11 protein-coding genes are annotated in these 16,774 nt (G+C 72.0%); 5 read left to right on the forward strand and 6 right to left on the reverse strand.

The genetic code is table 11. From position 1 onward, the window contains the following. Window positions 1-303: 303 nt before the first annotated feature. Complete coding sequence (locus O0S08_RS24965; RefSeq protein ID WP_269041754.1) at window positions 304-1,431, reverse strand: Rieske (2Fe-2S) protein; 1,128 nt, start codon at window positions 1,429-1,431, stop codon at window positions 304-306. A 333-nt stretch (window positions 1,432-1,764) separates the two neighbouring features. On the opposite strand from O0S08_RS24965, the gene O0S08_RS24970 reads away from it, so the two are divergent. Then, on the forward strand, window positions 1,765-3,213 hold the full coding sequence (locus tag O0S08_RS24970; protein WP_269041755.1) for a Vgb family protein: 1,449 nt from the start codon (window positions 1,765-1,767) through the stop codon (window positions 3,211-3,213). Between the two features lie 173 nt (window positions 3,214-3,386). After that, on the forward strand, window positions 3,387-4,895 hold the full coding sequence (locus O0S08_RS24975) for an NHL repeat-containing protein (protein ID WP_269041756.1): 1,509 nt from the start codon (window positions 3,387-3,389) through the stop codon (window positions 4,893-4,895). A 117-nt stretch (window positions 4,896-5,012) separates the two neighbouring features. Here the strand turns inward: O0S08_RS24975 and O0S08_RS24980 are convergent, their stop codons facing one another. The 3 genes from O0S08_RS24980 to O0S08_RS24990 form a co-directional block, all read right to left on the reverse strand. Continuing rightward, the gene (locus tag O0S08_RS24980) at window positions 5,013-6,551 is read right to left on the reverse strand and encodes a thrombospondin type 3 repeat-containing protein (protein ID WP_269041757.1); all 1,539 of its coding nucleotides are present in this window, start codon (window positions 6,549-6,551) and stop codon (window positions 5,013-5,015) included. Between the two features lie 56 nt (window positions 6,552-6,607). After that, a complete protein-coding gene (locus tag O0S08_RS24985) occupies window positions 6,608-9,190 on the reverse strand; it encodes a hypothetical protein (protein WP_269041758.1) in 2,583 nt (860 codons plus the stop codon). A 127-nt stretch (window positions 9,191-9,317) separates the two neighbouring features. After that, window positions 9,318-10,136, reverse strand: a complete 819-nt coding sequence (locus O0S08_RS24990) for a TIGR02452 family protein (protein WP_269041759.1) — start codon at window positions 10,134-10,136, stop codon at window positions 9,318-9,320. A gap of 214 nt (window positions 10,137-10,350) precedes the next feature. Here O0S08_RS24990 and O0S08_RS24995 point away from each other — a divergent pair, with 214 nt between their 5' ends. The 3 genes from O0S08_RS24995 (at window position 10,351) to O0S08_RS25005 (ending at window position 14,236) form a co-directional block, all read left to right on the forward strand. Beyond that, complete coding sequence (locus tag O0S08_RS24995; protein WP_269041760.1) at window positions 10,351-11,205, forward strand: peptidylprolyl isomerase; 855 nt, start codon at window positions 10,351-10,353, stop codon at window positions 11,203-11,205. Between the two features lie 77 nt (window positions 11,206-11,282). Further along, complete coding sequence (locus tag O0S08_RS25000; RefSeq protein ID WP_269041761.1) at window positions 11,283-12,338, forward strand: HupE/UreJ family protein; 1,056 nt, start codon at window positions 11,283-11,285, stop codon at window positions 12,336-12,338. Between the two features lie 47 nt (window positions 12,339-12,385). Continuing rightward, window positions 12,386-14,236 (forward strand): DUF3604 domain-containing protein, encoded by a 1,851-nt coding sequence (locus O0S08_RS25005; RefSeq protein WP_269041762.1) that lies wholly within the window; start codon window positions 12,386-12,388, stop codon window positions 14,234-14,236. Between the two features lie 130 nt (window positions 14,237-14,366). On the opposite strand, the gene O0S08_RS25010 is transcribed toward O0S08_RS25005, so the two are convergent. Both O0S08_RS25010 and O0S08_RS25015 read right to left on the reverse strand, forming a co-directional pair. Beyond that, on the reverse strand, window positions 14,367-16,016 hold the full coding sequence (locus tag O0S08_RS25010) for a DUF4215 domain-containing protein (RefSeq protein ID WP_269041763.1): 1,650 nt from the start codon (window positions 16,014-16,016) through the stop codon (window positions 14,367-14,369). A 160-nt stretch (window positions 16,017-16,176) separates the two neighbouring features. Continuing rightward, on the reverse strand, window positions 16,177-16,728 hold the full coding sequence (locus tag O0S08_RS25015) for a ferritin family protein (protein WP_269041764.1): 552 nt from the start codon (window positions 16,726-16,728) through the stop codon (window positions 16,177-16,179). Window positions 16,729-16,774: the final 46 nt, after the last annotated feature.

The following is a 16,774-nucleotide window of genomic DNA, read 5'->3' on the forward strand; positions in this document are numbered from 1 at the left end:
TCTCGAGGCGACCCGCGAGCCGCCATCTCTTGGCAGCTGCGACGCCACGCCGCGAGCGATCGCCGGCCCCCACCGCCCTCGCGGAGCGTCGATCCGAGCGGGGTCCCCAAGATCCCACGCGCGCATGCACGGCCGAGCCCGCCGCCGCGGCGAGGCCCGCGCCTTGCTCTCGTATTGACCGCGCCACCGGCCCGGAGCGCTCGAGCGCGCGGCCGCCGATCTCGCTGTCCCCGCGGACATGCCCGAGAGGACATCCCCGTGATCGCCGCGCGCATCGACATGCCCCGAAGGACAGGTCAAGAGTCACTGCGGGATCAGCGGCGCGCAGGTCGACACGCCGGCGCCGACGATCCGCAGCGGCGCGTCCTCGACCACGACCTTGAGGTCCTGCACGCCGTTGTTGTCGCTGTCGTCGTAGTCGAGGTGGGTCACCTCGCTGGTGCTGTCGGACTCCTTGTCGGTGAAGAAGTAGAAGTCGCCGCCGAAGAACGCGAACGCGAAGCCGCCGCCGGTCTTGACGCCGGGCAGCGGCGTCACCTCCAGGGTCGCGCCCGTCGCCTTGTCGACCTCGACCAGCGACGACGGGTCGGGCCCGGCGAACAGGAACGCCCGGCCGTCGCCGGTGCCGGTCACCTCGGCCAGGCCGTAGTCGCTCAGCCCCTGCGGCACCACCAGGAGGGTGTCGGGGTCGACGCTGAAGAACTCGCTGACCATGTCGCCGTTGGCCACCCCGTTGTAGTGGTTGCCGTAGATCCGGTCGCACTTGTCGTCGGCGCTGTTCGACACGAACGCCATCCCGAAATTCTCGATCCCGTTCTGCATCGGCACGAAGCCGGGGTCGCTGCACTGGCTGGTGTCGGTGACGTCGATCTTGCGCAGCTTCATGTCGCTGTACTGCACCCACGCGAAGCCCTCGCGGTCGACCCCCATCGAGAACGTCGACGGCGCCAGCCCGCAGTCCGCCGGGCCCAGCAGCTCGAAGTCGTGGGTCTGCGGGAAGTACTTCCACAGCTGCGCCGTCTTCGACAGCACGAAGATCCCGTCGTCGAGCGGCACCTCGAGGTCGGGGCACGGGCACTTCTCCTCCACCACTCCGGTCGTGCTCGTCTGCTCGGTGGTCGCGGTGGTCGTGGTCGTGCTCGTGCTCGTCGCGTCGGTCGTCGTCGCAGTCGTCGGCTCGCCGGTCGTGCTCGTGCTCGTCGGCGACACCCCGGTCGTCGGCGTCTCGCTGTCACTCTCGCTGGCTCCGCCGGTGCCGTCGGTGGTCGGCCCGGCGCTGCCCGTGTCGCTCGCGGCGTCCGTGGTCGTGAGTCCCTGCCCGGTCACGCCGGTGATACCCGTGCCCGCCGACGAACCGGCGGTGGTGTCGCCCCCGCCCCCGTTGCAGGCGGGGAGCAGCGCGGCGGCCAACAAGACGTAAGTGGTTCGCATGGCGGCACCATACCTGTCCGCCGGGCCCGCGCGTCGGCCTCGCGGCGGCGGCCCGTGGGCCGGGTGGCTCGCGCGCGCAACCGCGGCACACGCAGCGCGCGACATCGCCGCACGGGCCTCGGATGGCCGATCGGACATGGCCCTCACGACAGGTAATCCCTCCAGCTCTCCCCGATCTGTGCGCCTCTCCGACCCTCGCGCTTGCAGACCGACACACCCGGGTTATGACCTGTCCAGGATTCCGCGAACCACGCGTGAATCCACACGGCCCGCCCGCAGAAACCCTCCATGGTAGCGCTTGCAGCGCGTTCCCGAACAGCCGATGGTGACTTCATGTCTCTTCCGACCCGTTCGCTCGCTCTCGGCTCTCTCGTCACCCTCGCGCTCCTCGGCTGTGGCGACGACAAGGCCGGCACCGCGAGCGCGACCGCGACGATGGGCACCACCACAGTCACGACCGCGCCGCCGCCTACCACCGGCGGGACCGATCAGCCGACCACCTCCGAAGGCAGCGCGACCGGTGACGGCACCACGACGACGACCACCACCGGCAGCGTCAGCGTCACCGCCGCGCCGACCACCACCACCGGTAACACCACCGAGCAGGTCAAGTTCGACCTCGGCGTCCAGCCAGACGGGGGTTCGAGCGGCTGCAGCGGCAACGGCGGCGGCGGTGGGATGCCCGAGTTCAGCTTCATCTGGATCGCCAACTCGGTCGAGGGCACCGTCAGCAAGATCGACACCTTCACGGGCGTCGAGGTCGGCCGCTACGTCACCGGCCCGGACACCAGCGGCCTCGGCGACAGCAACAACGGCCCCAGCCGCACCTCCGTCAACCTCTACGGCGACGCCGCGGTCGCCAACCGCAACGGCGGCGTCACCAAGATCGCCGCGCGCGCCGAGGACTGCCCCGACACCAACGGCAACGGCATGGCCGACACCTCGACGGGCCCGCTCGACGTGAAGCCGTGGGGCCAGGACGAGTGCGTCCTGTGGCACCACCCGACGCCGACCAACCCGACCGCGTATCAGGAGGGTCCGCGCCCGCTGGCGTGGGTCGGCGAGATCCAGCCCGACAAGTGCCCGGCCAAGAACCCGCCGCTGTGGTTCGGCTATTACAAGCAGGCGCAGAACATCGGCGCCTTCGAGCGGCTCGACGGCGCCACCGGTCAGACCCTCGACATGGTCGACGTCCCGTGGAGCGGCAACGCGTGGGGCCCCTACGGCGGCGCCGTCAACAAGGACGGCGACTTCTTCGTCACCGGCTGGTCCACGGGCCCCGCGATCCGGATCGCCCACGACACCCTGGCCGTCACCGTCTTCACCAACAACGGCTTCCCGTCCTATTACGGCATGGCGCTCGACGCCAAGGGCGAGCTGTGGGTGGCAGGCTGCGACAGCATCATCTACCACCTCGACCCGGCGTCGCAGATCTGGACCAACGTCGGCACCGGCCCCGGCTGCATGCGCGGGATCATGGTCGACAAGATGGGCCGCGCCTTCATCGCCCACAACGGCTTCCCGGGCGGGATCGTCGTCGTCGACACCATCACCAAGACGATCTTGAACCCCAACGTCCCCCTGCCCGGCGCGGCCACGCCCGTGGGGATCAGCATCGACGTCGATGGCTACGTGTGGGTCGTCGATCAAGGCGGGTGGGCCTACAAGGTCGACCCCGAGACCTACCAGGTGGTCCTCCAGGTCATGGGCCTCAACCAGCCCTACACCTACTCCGACATGACCGGCGCCGGCCTCAACCTGGTCGTCAATCCGCAGGGCTGACGGCCCGTCACCTGGCCTGAGCGACATGTCTTGAGCGCCAGATAGTACAGTCCGCATCGGCGGACGAACCCGCCCGGCGCGGAAACGACCAGAGAGGATCCACTCATCCACTGACAGGTTAATCCACTCCCAAAGATCACCGAAGTCTCACTGGATTTCGCATGATGGGAACCATGCGGAAGACAAGCGTTGGCAAGCGGTGGCTCGCGGTGCCCCTGGCGGTGGGGCTCGCGGCGTGCGGTGACTCGGGGACAGCGAGCAACACGGATACGGCAGGGATGACCCAGGGGTCGACCGTCGACCCGCCGACGGGCACCACGGCGACGACGGTGCCGACCGGCACCGATACCACCAGCCCCACCACTGCGTCGGGCTCCGAGTCCAACGGCGAGACGACGACGACGAGCACCACCGCGCCGACGACCACGGTCGCCCCGACCTCGACCGGGCCCGACACGACGACGACGACCGAGGGCGTCACGTCGACGACCGGCACGACGTCGACGACGACGACCACCGTGGGCACCACCACCACCGAGGGCACCACCACCACCGGGACCACCGGCAACCAGGTGTGCGAGCCCGGCGACGGCATGGGCATGGGCCCGATCGAGAAGAGCTTCATCTGGATCCCGAGCCAGGACCTGAGCGACGTCGCCAAGGTCAACACCCAGACGCTCGTCGAGGTCGCCCGCTACAAGACCGGCCCCGGCGGCGACAGCCCGTCGCGCACCGCCGTCAGCCTCGACGGCCGCTTCGTCGTCGTCAACAACCGCCAGACGGGCACCTCGTCGATGTTCGCCGCCAACATCGAGGACTGCGTCGACAAGAACGGCAACGGCATGATCGACACCTCGCAGAACAAGAACGACGTCCGCCCGTGGATGGCCGACGAGTGTCTGCGCTGGCACATCCAGTGGCCGTTCGCCGGCGGCTTCTCCAACGGCCCGCGCGGCGTCACCTGGACGCCCGGCACCTGGGACACCAACCTCTGCCAGTACGTCGAGCCCAAGGTGTGGCTCGGCTACAACGCGCCCGGCGGCTTCGCCCACTTCGTCCGCATCGACGGCGCGACCGGCACCATCGAGGAGACCGTCCCGGTGCCCAACTGGAACGGCCAGGGCTACGCCCCCTACGGCGGCGCGCTCGACCCCGAGTTCCGCCCGTGGTTCGGCGGCCTGCGCGGCGAGTTCGTGCGCGTCAACACCGACCAGAACCCGATCACGGTGTCGCGCTGGACCGCGCCGTTCAACATCCAGTCGTACGGCTTCACCGTCGACGGCGACGGCAACCCGTGGTTCGCCGGCTGCTCCGGCCCGGTCAGCACCTTCGACGCCGACACCGAGCAGTACACCTCGGTCCCCGGCACCAACGCCTGCTTCCGCGGCATCACGGCCGACAAGGACCACGTGTGGGTCGCCTCCAACGGCCCGTGCGCGCTGCTCCAGATCGATCGCCAGACCAAGACTCTGGTCGCCAGCCACAACACCAACCCCTGCTCGACCGCGATCGGCCTCAGCGTCGACGCCGAGAAGTTCGTGTGGCTGGTCGACCAGGAGGGCTGGGCCTGGAAGATCGACCCGGACAACGTCCCCGGCATGCAGCAGGTCCAGGTGCCCGGCAGCCACTACGTCTACTCGGACATGACGGGCGGCCAGCTGCTCAGCATCATCCCGATGTGACGCCGGGCGCCCTCCGCGGGCCCCACCCGTGACGCCGAAGGGGCATGTCCGCATGGACATGCCCCTTCGAACATTTTTAAACGGGCATGTCCATCTGGACATGCCCTTCGGTTCAGATCACTCGCAGGTCAGGTCGTCGTAGATCGCCGGGATCGTGGCGACCGCCGCCGTCTTGCCGTTCGCGCCCGGCGAGCCGGCGAAGCTGGACTGGGTCGGCGGGACGGTCCCGCCGGCCCCGGCGTCGACGCGGCGCATGCCGGTGAACGTGTCGGCCGGCGAGAACACCTTGATTCGGCCGCCGCCGCCGCCGCCGCCGCCCCAGGCCCACGTTTGGTTCTGATCGCCGAGGGCAGGGCCGCCGTTGCCGCCGCGCGCGTCGAGCGAGCCGGCCCCGAGCACCGAGTCCGCGGCGACCACGACGCCACCGCCCGATCCGCCGCCGCCGCCGCCGCGGTAGCCACACTGCGAGGGGTCGCCCGGCGGCTCCTCGCCGCGTGCGCTGACCGAGCCGTCGACCTGCACCCAGTCGTTGGCCAGCAGCAGCACCGAGCCGCCGCCGCGGCCGCCGCGAGCGCCCGAGTTGCTGCAGCCGCTCGAGTTGCCGGCCGCGCCGCCGCCGTTGCCGAGCGCCACGTCGTCGCCCATGTCGGTGCCGCCCACCACGCCCACGGCGCCCGAGCAGTGGGCGATCGTCGCCTGGTCGCAGCTGTTGCAGGGGTTGCCATTGCCGTACTGGTTGTTCGGCGCGCCGCCGGTGCCGCCGTAGCCCGCCCCCGAGCCGGCCTGGCCGACCGAGCTGCCGGGCCCGCCGCCGCAGCCCTTGCCCGCCCCCTGTCCGCCGAAGCCGCCGGTGGTGACCTGCGGCGACGGGCTGCCGCCGGCCATGCCCGCGCTGTCGGCCACCACCTTGCCGGTCGCGCCGACCAGGATCGTCTGCGACTTCAGCGTGAGCGTGCCGGTGGCCGGGTCGTTGGCGTACTGCGGCACCGTCACGGTGCCGAGGATCTTCACCCACTGCGCGTAGCAGTGCGTGCCGCCGAGCTCGATCGACGTCCCCTCGGGCACGTAGAGCACGTCGGCGTTGTTGATCGCCTCCTCGTCGCACAGGTCGCCGACCCCGTCCTGATCGGTGTCGGCCTGGTCCGGGTTCGGGTCGCTCGCACAGTTGTCGCACCCGTCGCCGACCCCGTCCTCGTCGCCGTCCTCCTGCCCCGGGTTCGCCGCGTCGACGCAGTTGTCGCTCGCGTCGGGCACGCCGTCGCCGTCGCCGTCCGCGTCGTCCCCGGTCGTCGTCGTGCTCGTGTCGGTGCTCCCGGTCGACGTCTCGGTCTCGCCGGTGTCCGTCGAGGTCGTCGTCGTCGTCGTGTCCGGACCCGTCGTCGTCGTCGTCGACGTCTCGGGCTCCGTCGTCGACGTCGTCGTCGTCGACGTCTCGGGCTCCGTCGTCGACGTCGACGTCGACGTGCTCGTCGGCGACGTCGTCGGCGCGTCGGTCGTCTCCGGTTCGCCCGAGGTCGTCGTCGGCTCGGTCGTCATCGACGACGTCGACGTCGAGGTCGACGTCGACGTGTCCGTGAGGCCCGCCGTGCCCGCGCTCGAATCACTGCACGCGGCCACCGCCGCCAGAATCAATCCCCACCTGCTCGCACTGTGCATCACAGAAGTGTCACCAAACGCCTCCGTCTCTGCGACGGAGGCGTTTGGTCACGTCCTCAATGGCACTGCCACTCGATGTCTCCGTCGAACACGTACATCACCCCCGAGTCGCCGAGGTTGATGTGGCAGAGGCTCTCGTCGAACTGGAAGATGAAGCTCGGCTCGACGCCGGGAGGCCCGTCCTGCAGCCAGAGCGCTCCGCCGTTGGCGTATCCGGCGGACGCGTAGACGATCCCGCGCACTCGCTTGGCCGCGCCCTCGAGCTCCTCGCCTTCGAAGATCTGGACCGGCACGTCGAACGGCTCGACGCGCAGCGTCACCGCGTCCTCCGTCGACCCGGGCGCGCGCGCCAGCTCCGCCTCGCTCGTCCACACCAGCTCGCCGTGGCCGTGGCGCTCGCCGGTGTCGGGGTCCGGCAGGTACAGCGACACCGAGCGCGACCCCGGGTGACGCGCCGCGAGCTCGGGCAGCTGCGCCAGGTCGAGCGTGATGATGTGCGTCATCGGCTCCTCGCGGTCGACCGGCGCCGTCACCACGCCGCGCGGCGTCCCGCCGATCCGCGCCACCGCGTCGGCCGCCGGCTCGTCCTCGCCGCGGTACAGGCGGTAGATCCGGAGCTTCGGCCCCGGCACGCTCGCCGCCAGCCGCCGCAGCTCCTGCTCCGGCGTCTCGACCGCCTTGCCGAGCCCCTCCTTGACCGCGGCGAACACCTCGAGCGCGAGGGCGCGCTCGAGCTCCTTCATGAAGGTGTTCTCGGCCGGCGCGTCGCCGATCGCCCGCAGCAGCGGCGCCACGAGCTCCGGCCCGAACTTGCCCAGGCGCTCGCCGAGCGAGCCGCGGCCGATCGCCTGCCGCTTGGTCATGACTGCCTGGAAGACCATGTCCAAAAGGTCAGCCGGCGCGTCGGGCCGCAGGATCCTCACCAGCCGGTCCGGCTCACCCGCGCAGCGCTCGCGGTTGGCGCGGACGATCTTCTCCCACCGCTCGAGCGGCAGCTTGTCGAGGAACGCCAGCACCGGATCGACCTTGCTGCCGCCGTAGTTGAAGCGGATCCGGTCGAGCTGCACGTGCTGGTCGAGGGCCGGGTCCCACGTCTCGCCGGCCGCCGACGCGCGCGCCAGGATGTAGAGGATCGCCTCACCGAACATCGCCTGGTTGTCGGGCGTGGTCGCCTGCTGCGCGGCCCGGGCCGCGTACGGCACCACCGCGGGCGAGCAGTACCCGAGCAGCCCGGCGTCGGTCGCGTACTGGCTGGCCGCCAGGCGGGCGAACGCCTCCTCCACCAGCGCGCGGTCGAAGTGCACGTCCAGGAACGCGGCGACCTTGCCGTACCAGAACTCCTTGGCCAGCGTCGCGCGCAGGATCGCGTGCGTGCGCGCCGGCCCGAGGATCTTCATCGCCCCGCGCAGCCGCTCGATCAGCTCCGGCTCGCTGTCGTACACGCGGTCCAGGTCGATACGCGCGTCCAGCTCGAGCGGGACGGCCTGATTGGCCGCGTGCGCCCGCTCGATGCCGACAACGGTCAGGATCGTCACCAGCAGCCGCACGCGCTCGTCCCCGCCGCTGGCCTCTTCGATGACGTCCTCCTGGTCCTCGTCGCTGCTGTCGTCGTCGCCGCCGTACCCGTCGAACTCGTCGTAATCGTCGCCGCCGCCGTCGTCGTCCTCGTCCTCGTCGTCGTCACTGCTCGCCGACGCCGCCGGCTTCTCCGCCTGGATCTGCGGCACCATGATCTTGAACGGCGCGGTGCCCTCCTCCGCCAGCTTCAGCGCCGCGGCGAACAGGGCCGCCGGCGCGTCGTTGCGCGCGTCGAGCACGGCGAACACCGACCGTGGATGCCAGTACCCGCCGCCGAACAGGTAGATGACGTCCGACAGCGTGGCCAGCCGCATCCCGGCCAGGCCGTTGCCGCTGACGTCGCCGGAGCGCTCGCGGAACACCTTCACTCGCGGCAGGATCCACGCCAGCGCCTCCTCGGCCCACGACGCCCCGAACCGCGCCGCCAGCTGCTCGACGTCCTTCGTCGACTGCAGCCGCCACTCGACCCGCTTGCCGTCCTCGATCCACGGGCAGTCCCAGTTGCCCGCCAGGCCGCGCTCGAGGTGATGCGCCACCAGGTGCCGCAGGATCTTCACGCTCGAGTCCGGCGGGATCGTCTCGCCCGCGCGGCGGCGGACGAAGTCGATCGCCAGCTGGAGGTTCTCCGGCAGCTCGTCGCGCACCGCCAGCACCGCCGCGGGATCGGCCACGTACGCGGCCGTGATCAGATCGTCGACGTGGGTGAGGACGCCCGGCGTGTACGTGGCCCAGTTGCGCGCCTCGCCCTTGTCGAGCACGCCCATGTCGGGGGGCACGCGGCGCAGCACCGCGAGGATGTCGGCCACGGACGCGTCGCGGGTGTTCTCGCCGAGGATCCGGAAGGTGCCGGCGGAGTTCACCGTCTGCAGCGCCAGGCCGTGGCGCACCAGGTGCCACAGCAGCGGCGCCGCCTGGTCGGCGCTCTTCCACAACAAGTTGTTGTGCTTGAAGCCGTTGGGGTCGACGAGCTTGTCGAGCTTCTGGCCGAGCGAGCGCAGCTTCTTCTCGGTGAGATCGCCGTAGGGGGGGATGGTCGACTTGGGGGGAGTCGTCTTCTTCATCGCGGCCAGCGATACCAGAACGGCCGTAGCGACGCAGCACTCGCCTCGCGACTGCGACGACGCGCGTGCACCCCGTCGAGGATCCGTCTCCGATCGCGTTCGGGGCCGGCCCGAGCAGCGCGGCGGATCAGCCGAACACGCGCTCGAACGCCGCCAGAGTGGCCCTGTCGCGGCTCTTGTCGTAGATGGCGAACACCACCCGGGCGAACGACTGCGCGTAGCTCGAGCGCAACAGATCCGCGAACACCTGCGCGACCTCCCTGGGATCGTTGCGGAACACCCCGCAGCCCCAGGCCCCGAGCACCAGAGTGTGTTGCCCGTGACGCGCCAGCACCCGCAGCACCCGCTCGGCCCGGCGCCGCAGCGCGGCCGAGACGTCGGCGCGACCGTCGGGCTTGCGGCGCAGGTGCTCGCCGGCGTTGGGCGCCGGCGCGGTCACGATCCCGACGTGAAACGGCCGGTCGAGCAGATCCAGCCGCTCGTCGCGGAAGAACGGGACCCGCGGCGACCAGATGACGTGATCGGTGTAGAGCACCGACTCGTTGGCGCGGTTGACGTCGTAGTACTCGCGCGCCTCGAGCAGGCAGTGGTAGAGCGCCGAGCAGCGGGCGAGGTCCTCCTCCTGCGCCTTGGCCCCGCCGAGGAACCCGCCGCCGGGGTTGCGGGCCGACGCGAAGTTGAGCGCCGCGACCTCGGCCACGCCCTCCTTTTCGACCAGCCGGCGCGACGCTCCGCCGGTGGTGTCGGCCCACACCTCGATCTTCGGCGACTGCCCCGTCCCGGCCGGGACCGGCAGGTCGTCGAACTCCCTGGGCCGGTAAAGCACCGTCCCGGCCTGCGCCGCCGCGACTGCCTGGGCGATCGAGACCACCTGTCCCGAAGGACCGGTGTAAGTGCCGCGCTCGACGATCGCCACCGTCTCCTTGGCCAACCCTGCGAGTGACATCCCGCGATGGTACGTGAGCCGGCCACCGACGCCAGCACGGGGTTGCGATCTCATTCGTGCTCCGCAGGGCGCGCACCCACGGTCTACGCGGCGCCCCCGGTCGCGCCCCGGACCCACCCACCGTTCGCGGCGGCCTCGCGGCTCTCGACCACACTCTCCCGCACGCCCGCCCGCGCTTGCTCGTGCGGGCGCCGGCGAGGGACACTCCCGCGCATTGACCTGGCGCGCCATCCTCCGCGAACCGCTCGTCCACTTCCTCGTCGTGGGCCTGGCCCTGTTCGCCCTGCACGCGCGCGTGCGCCCCGAGCCGGACGCGGCCATGCGCGTCGATCAGGGGCGCGTCGAGTCCACCCGCGCCGGGCTCACCGAGCGACTCGGGCGCGCCCCTGAGCCCGGCGAGCTCGCGGCGGCCCTGCGCGACGCGCTCGACGACGAGCGGATGGTCCGCGAGGCCCTGCGCCTCGGCCTCGATCGCGACGACCCGATCGTGCGGCGGCGCCTGATCCAGAAGCTGCGCCTCGCCTACGAGTCGACCGCCGACGTCGACGCCCGCGACGACGCCGCCCTGCTGGCCCTGCGCGACGCCGACCCGACCCGCTACTCCGCGCCTGCCCGCATCGCCCTGACGCAGGTCCTCGCCGCCCGCGGTCGTCACCCCGACCTCTCCGCCGCCGCCGAGGAGATGCTGCGCAGGCTCGCCGCCGGGGCGGACCCGGCCGAGCTCGGCGATCCGGGCCCGCACGCCCGCCGCTTCGGCCTGCGGCCTTCCGGCGACTACGCCGGCCTGTTCGGGCCCGAGTTCGCGGCTGCCCTCGCGGACATGCCCGAAGGCACATGGTCGATCGTACAGTCCCCGCTCGGCGCCCACGCCGTCCGCGTCGACGCCCGCGCCCCCGCCGAGCTGCTGTCCCTGGACGCCGCGCGCCCCCGGCTTCAGGCCGACCTCGCCGAGCGCCGCCGCGCCGAGGCCGTCCGGACGGCCCTCGAAGACCTGCGACGCGCCGACCCGGCCGACCTCGCCGGTTTGCCGGCCGACCTCGCCACCGCCCTCGCGGAGCACGACCTGTGAACGCCCTCCCGCGCGCCCCGGAGGCACCTGTCTCTCGGGCCATGTCCGGCCCGCGGTTTGAACCTGTTTCTCGGGACATGTCACCCCAGCCGGCCTCACCTGTCTCTCCGGCCCCATTTGGCCCATCGATCGAAGCTGTCTCTCCGGCCTCGTGCTCCCCGCGCGTCTCCGCGGCCCTACGTCGACCCGTCCCCGCCCTCGCCTGCGCCGCGCTCCTGCTCGCCGCCTCTGTCGCGCGCGCCCACGAGTTTCGCCCGGCCGTCCTCGTCCTCGAGGAGGCCGGCGACGGCAGGGTCGACGGCCGCCTCGAGCTCCCGCCCGAGCTCGACGCCTCGCCCCTCGTCGTCGAGCTCCCGCCGCACTGTCGCCCCCTGCCGGCCTCGCCCGGTCGTCTGCGCGTCGACTGCGGCGCGGCCGGCCTGCGCGGCGAGCTGCGGGTGACCGGCCTCGAGCGCGGCGAGCTGATCGTCCGCCTGCGCCTCCACCAACATGGCCTTCAGACCATGGTCGTACGGCCAGGTCAGACCTCCGTCCCGCTGACCGCCGACCCGGGCCCGCCGCCCGGCTACCTCGCGCTCGGCGTCGAGCACATCCTCGGCGGCGCCGACCACCTCCTCTTCGTCGCCGGCCTGACCTTGCTCGTGCGCCCGGCCCTGCGGCTCGCCGGCGCCCTCACGGCCTTCACCGCGGCGCACAGCTTGACCCTCGCCCTCGCGGCGCTCGGCGTGCTCGCCCTGCCGCAGCCGCCCGTCGAGGCCTGCATCGCGGTCTCGCTGGTGCTCCTCGCCCGCGCCCTCGCCCTCGACGCGCGGCCCTCGGCCGGGGCCGCCTGGCGCCTCGCCGCCGCCTGCGGCTTGCTGCACGGCCTCGGCTTCGCCGGCGCCCTCGCCGACGTCGGCCTCCCGCCCGGCGCCGCAGTCCCGGCCCTGCTCGCCTTCAACGCCGGGGTCGAGCTCGGCCAGCTGCTCGCCGCCCTCGTCGTCCTCGCCCTCGCCGCCCTCGCCCGCGCCGCCCTCGCGACCCTGCCCGCCCGCGTGCGCGCCCCGCTGCGCGCCCTCCCGGCCCTCGGCCTCGGCGCAGTCGCCGTCGCCTGGACCCTGGAGCGCGTCCTCGCCTTTTGGAGCCCCGCGTGACCCCCATGCCCGATCGCACAGGTCCTCTCCGCCATGTCCTCATCGCCATGTCCTCCACGACATGCTTGATGGGCCAGCTCGCCTGTCGCCCCGAGCCGGAGCCGTTCGTCGACCGCCGCGAGGCGTGCAGCGACCGCAACCCGCAGCGCAACCTCTACTTCGGCGACCTCCACGTCCACACCTCGTACTCGTTCGACGCCTGGATCAACGACGTGCGCACCGACCCGGCCGGCGCCTACCGGTTCGCCCGCGGCGAGGAGGTCGCCGGCCTCAAGCTGGCGCGCCCGCTCGACTTCGCCGCGGTCACCGATCACGCCGAGTACCTGGCCGAGGTCGAGGGCTGCACCACCCCCGGCTCGGCCGTCTACGACAGCGCGCGCTGCAAGGACTTCCGCGCCGGCAGCACCGCCGCGCTCGTCAACTTCGGCCTCGGCCTCGACGGCGACGAGGCCACACGCTGGGACGACCTGTGCGGCCAGGGCGGGCTCGACTGCGAGAAGCAGGCCGGCGCGGTGTGGACGCGGGTGCAGGAGGCCGCCGAGGCCGCCTACGACCGCACCGCCGCCTGCCGCTTCACCAGCTTCGTCGCCTACGAGTGGTCCGGCTCGCGCATGCTGTCGAACCTCCATCGCAACGTCATCTTCCGCTCGAGCCGCGTGCCCGCGCTGCCGGTCACCCACTTCGAGGCGCCGACGGCCGGCGAGCTGTGGCAGCGGCTGCAGGGCGACTGCCGCGACGGCGTCGCCGGCTGCGAGGTCCTGGCGATCCCGCACAACAGCAACTGGTCGAACGGCAACCTGTTCACGCCCGAGATCCCCGCGGGCGCCGACGAGGCCGAGCTCGCCGAGGTCCGCGCCGACCTCGAGCCGCTGCTCGAGATCTATCAACACAAGGGCGACTCGGAGTGCTCGCCCGGGGTCGTCGGCCTCGGCCCGCCCGACGAGCTGTGCGGCTTCGAGAAGCTGCGCGCGCTGCCGTTCGACGACTGCGGCGACGGCACCGGCAGCCAGGGCATGGTCGGCCGCGGCTGCGTCTCGCGCCTCGACTTCCTGCGCGGGATCCTCCTCGCCGGCCTCGGCGCCGAGCAGCGCCTCGGCGTCAACCCGTTCCGCCTCGGCGTCATCGCCAGCACCGACACCCACAACGGCACGCCCGGCAACGTCGAGGAGGCGACCTACCCCGGCCACTTCGGCGTCCGCGAGGGCGACCCGGTCGCGCGCCTCACCGGCAACGTCCCCGCCGGCGCGCGCAACGGCCCCGGCGGCCTCGTCGCCGTGTGGGCCGAGGAGAACAGCCGCGAGTCGATCTGGGACGCGCTGCGCCGCCGCGAGGTCTACGGCACCAGCGGACCGCGCATGGCCGTGCGGGTGTTCGGCGGCTGGGACCTCCCCGACGACCTGTGCGACGCCGGCGACTTCGTCGCGGCGGCCGAACCCGGCGGCGTGCCGATGGGCGCGACCCTGCCCGAATGGACAGGTACTTCGGGACCGGTCATCGCAGTCAGCGCGCAGATGGACCCGGGCAGCGCCGGGGCGCCCGGCTCTCGGCTCGAGCGGATCCAGGTGATCAAGGGCTGGCAGGACGCCGACGGCGTCGGCCAGATCGCGGTCGTCGACGTCGCCGGCGGCCCCGACGGCTCGACCGTCGACGAGGCCACCTGCGCCGCCGACCAGCGCGGCGCGGCCCTCCTGTGCGGCATGTGGCGCGACCCCGACTTCGACCCCGCGCGCCCCGCCTTCTACTATGTCCGCGTGATCGAGGACCCGGTGTGCCGCTGGAGCTGGCGCGACTGCCTCACCCTCGCCGAGGACGCCCGCCCGCCCGCGTGCACCGACCCGAACGTCCCGCACACGATCCAGGAGCGCGCCTGGACCAGCCCGATCTGGTACTCGCCATGAACCATGCGACAGGTCCGTCGGGGCATGTCGCATTGGACATGTCCTGAAAAATTAGCGATCGAGAACGCGTGCGGGCCCCGCCCCGCGTCTGCGCCTGCCTCTCGGGACAGGCGCTTCGCGGTCGGTCGCCTCACTGCGGAACGACGACCACGCAGCAGCCCGTCTGGCAGAACTCGCCCTCGGGGCACTCTGCGGTGTCGAGGCACGGCGTCACGCCCGGCTCGCAGGTGGGCATGCCGTTGCACTCGGGCGGCAGGTCGTCCTCGTCCTGGCCGAAGCACACCTCGCACATCTCGGGCTCGCACTGGTTGGCGCACTGCGGGAAGAACGTGCAGCTGTTGCACGCGTCGAGGTTGTCGAGGCTGCAGTCGGGGTTCGAGTTGAGGTAGACGAACTTGTCGCCGATCTGGCAGCAGCCGAAGCAGTCGCAGCCGTTCGGGATCAGCGGCACGCAGACGTCGAGGCACTGGGCCGGCAGCTTCGGCGTGCACATCTTCAGGCTCGGGTCGAAGCCGCAGCCGATGTCGGCCCCCGGGTTCTGCATGTCGCACTTGAGGTTCCACTCGCACTGGTCGTTGCCGACGCCGCTGTCCGAGTCCCAGTAGCAGTCGGACTTGCAGTCGAGGTTCTGCCCGGGGAGGCTGGTCTGGTACGACGACTCGTCCTCGTCGCACGGCGTCGTGCACTCCGGGTCGTCGAGGTCGATCGCGCCGTCGCCGTCGTCATCGAGGCCGTTGCCGCACTTGTAGAGCTTGTTGCCGCACTTGATCTCCTCGTGGCACTTCGCGCTGCAGCCGTCGAGGCCGATCCCGTTGCCGTCGTCGCAGGTCTCGTTCGGGCCGTCGAGGCCGTCGCCGCACACGTCGAGCTCGCAGTCGGCGTGGCACTGCTTGTCGTCGCCGTTGTTCGCCCCGTCGTCGCACGCCTCGCCGGGGCCCTTGTCGCCGTCGCCGCACACGTTGCTCTTGCACGTCGCCAGGCAGGCCTGGTTCGGCCCGTTGTTCGCCCCCTCGTCGCACTGCTCGACGCCGGCGTGGACCAGGCCGTCGCCGCAGCTGGCCGACTGACAGCCGGTCGTGCACGCGCCCGCGTCCGAGTTGGCGTTGCCCTCGTCGCACGTCTCGCCGGCCTGCACGATCGCGTCGCCGCAGCTCGCCGCCGTACAGGCGTTGGTGCACGCGTCGTCGTCGATCGCGTTGCCGTCGTCGCACGCCTCGCCCGCCTGCACGGCCCCGTCGCCGCAGCTCGCCAGGGCGCACTGGCTGGTGCAGTCGTCCCCGTCGTCGAGGTTGCCGTCGTCGCAGCCCTCGCCCGGGCCCTGATCGCCGTCGCCGCACACGTTGCTCTTGCACGTCGCCAGGCACGCCTTGCCCGCGCCGTTGTCGGCGCCGGCGTCGCACTCCTCGCCCGCCTGGACCACCCCGTCTCCGCAGGCCGGCAGCTCGCAGAGGTGGTTGCAGGCGTCGTCAGGCACCAGGTTGCCGTCGTCGCACGCTTCCCCCGGATCGACGACACCGTCGCCGCACACCGCCGGGTTCGGCTCGGTCGTCGTCCCGTCCGCGGTCGCGACGCCGGTCGTCGGCGAACCTTCGGTCGCGACGCCGGTCGTCGGCGAACCTTCGGTCGCGCCTCCGGTCCCGCCGTCGGTCGTCTCGGTGGACGTCGGCGCGGGCGCGGTCGAGGCATCGGCGGTGGTGGCGACGGGGGACGACGTACTCGCCGGGGTCGAGCCCGCGGCGGTGGTGTCGGAAGAGGTGCTCTCGGGGCCTCCGCAGGCCAACAGGCACCCACTCAGCGCAAAACATACAGATACGATTCGACGGACCATCGCTACATCGGACAGTCCGTGTGCGGCGAATTCCACGGCGATCGAGCCCGCCGATCACGAGCGCAAAGGAACATGTCCTCTTGGACAGACCCTTGGGGTCGCGCGCGGCGCGTCACGCCTCGAGGCCGAGCAGCGCGCGGCCGAGTTCGTGGGCCGCGCGGGTCGCCGCGAGGCTCTCCGGCGTCGTCAGCGAGCCGAACGCCCGCGCATGGAAGCGTTCTTGCGGCAAGATCCTGGCGAACACCTCGCGGATGTCCGGCGGCGCCTCCGCATCGCCGGCGATCGCCGCGATCCGCTCGAGGCGCATCGCCTCCGCGTGGGCCCCGACGGCGCAGCCGGTTGCCAGATCGGCGATCCCGGGCAATGTCTGCTGCCAGTAGCGCGCCTCGGCCGCGCCCCTCACCTCGGCCACCAGACCCCGCGCGCGCAACAACTCGCCCACCCATTCGGCATGGCTCCGCTCCTGCTCGGCGATCACCGTGAGCAGGCGGAACGCCCGGCTGTCCGGCGCCGCGTGGGCGTCGCGGAGGGCGACGATCCGCTGCGCGGCAGTGACCTCGCCGCGGTACTGGGCGAACAACCAGGCGTGGAGACGCTCGGGATCGGTCCGGGTCTCGGCCCACCAGGCGGCCGAGCTGCGGGGAGCGGAAGTGGCGACGTGCATGGCCTCAGGGTGGCTCCGCGAACTATCGGCGTCGACTAGAATGTGG

Origin of the sequence: Nannocystis punicea (genome assembly GCF_026965555.1) — a bacterium.
Lineage (GTDB): Bacteria > Myxococcota_A > Polyangia > Nannocystales > Nannocystaceae > Nannocystis > Nannocystis punicea.